Origin of the sequence: Paractinoplanes atraurantiacus, assembly GCF_900215205.1 — a bacterium.
GTDB classification, from domain to species: Bacteria; Actinomycetota; Actinomycetes; order Mycobacteriales; family Micromonosporaceae; genus Actinoplanes; species Actinoplanes atraurantiacus.
The window spans coordinates 1-1,058 of sequence record NZ_OBDY01000070.1 but is presented as its reverse complement, the minus strand read 5'-3'; the positions used below and the strand labels follow the sequence as shown (position 1 = coordinate 1,058).

Annotated in this window: 1 protein-coding gene; it reads left to right on the top strand. The window is 69.5% G+C overall.

All coding sequences use genetic code 11. From position 1 onward, the window contains the following. A partial coding sequence (locus CRP55_RS51290; RefSeq protein WP_143235565.1) for a dienelactone hydrolase family protein occupies positions 1–1,058 on the top strand: 1,058 nt, incomplete at both ends.

The following is a 1,058-nucleotide window of genomic DNA, read 5'->3' as shown; positions in this document are numbered from 1 at the left end:
GTCTGGGGCGTGCGCGACAGCGACTCCTGGCGCTCCAGCGAAAACCCGCTGCTGTTCGACGGCAACGGCAACAAGAAAGCCGCCTACACCTCGGTACTCAACGCCCTCAACTCCGCCGGGCCGACGACCCCGCCCACCACCCCCGCCGCCGACAATCCCTATCAGCGGGGACCGGATCCCACAGTGGCCAGCGTCGCCGCGCAGTACGGGCCCTTCGCCACCGCCCAGATCACGGTTCCGCCCGGCAACGGCTTCAACGGTGGCTTCATCTACTACCCCACCGACACCAGCCACACATACGGCGCGGTCGCCATCGTGCCCGGCTACACCGCCCTGTTCGCCGATGAGGAAGCCTGGATGGGCCCGCGGCTGGCGTCCTTCGGGTTCGTCGTCATCGGCGTCGAGACCAACAGCCGCAACGACTACGACACCGCCCGCGGCACCCAGCTGCTCGCCGCCCTGGACTACCTCACGAACTCCAGCGCGGTCCGCGACCGGGTCGACCGCAACCGGCTGTCGGTCATCGGCCACTCGATGGGCGGCGGTGGCGCCCTGTACGCGGCCACCCAGCGCCCGTCGCTGAAGGCCGCCATCGGACTCGCGCCGTTCAAGCCGTCCGGCAACCTGGCCTCGGACACCGTGCCGACGATGATCATCGGCGGGATCAACGACACCACGGTCACGCCGTCCTACCTCGACGGCCTCTACCCGACCCTTCCGGCGGCGACGCCCGGCGCGTACCTCCAGCTCGCCAACGCCGACCACCTCTACTTCACCCGGCCCAACGACATCGAGCTGCGCAGCCAGATCGAGTGGCTGAAGATCTTCGTCGACAACGACACCCGCTACACCCAGTTCCTCTGCCCGAGCGTGAAGGACACCACCGGCATCGTCCGCTCGACCGTCAAGTGTTCGACCATCCCGGGCGGCGGTTCGACGACCCCGCCCACCACGACGCCCCCACCGTCCGGCTCCGGCCGCATCCTCGGCGCCCAGTCCGGCCGGTGCATCGACGTGCCCGGCGCCTCGCAGAACAACGGCACCCGGGTCCAGCTCTA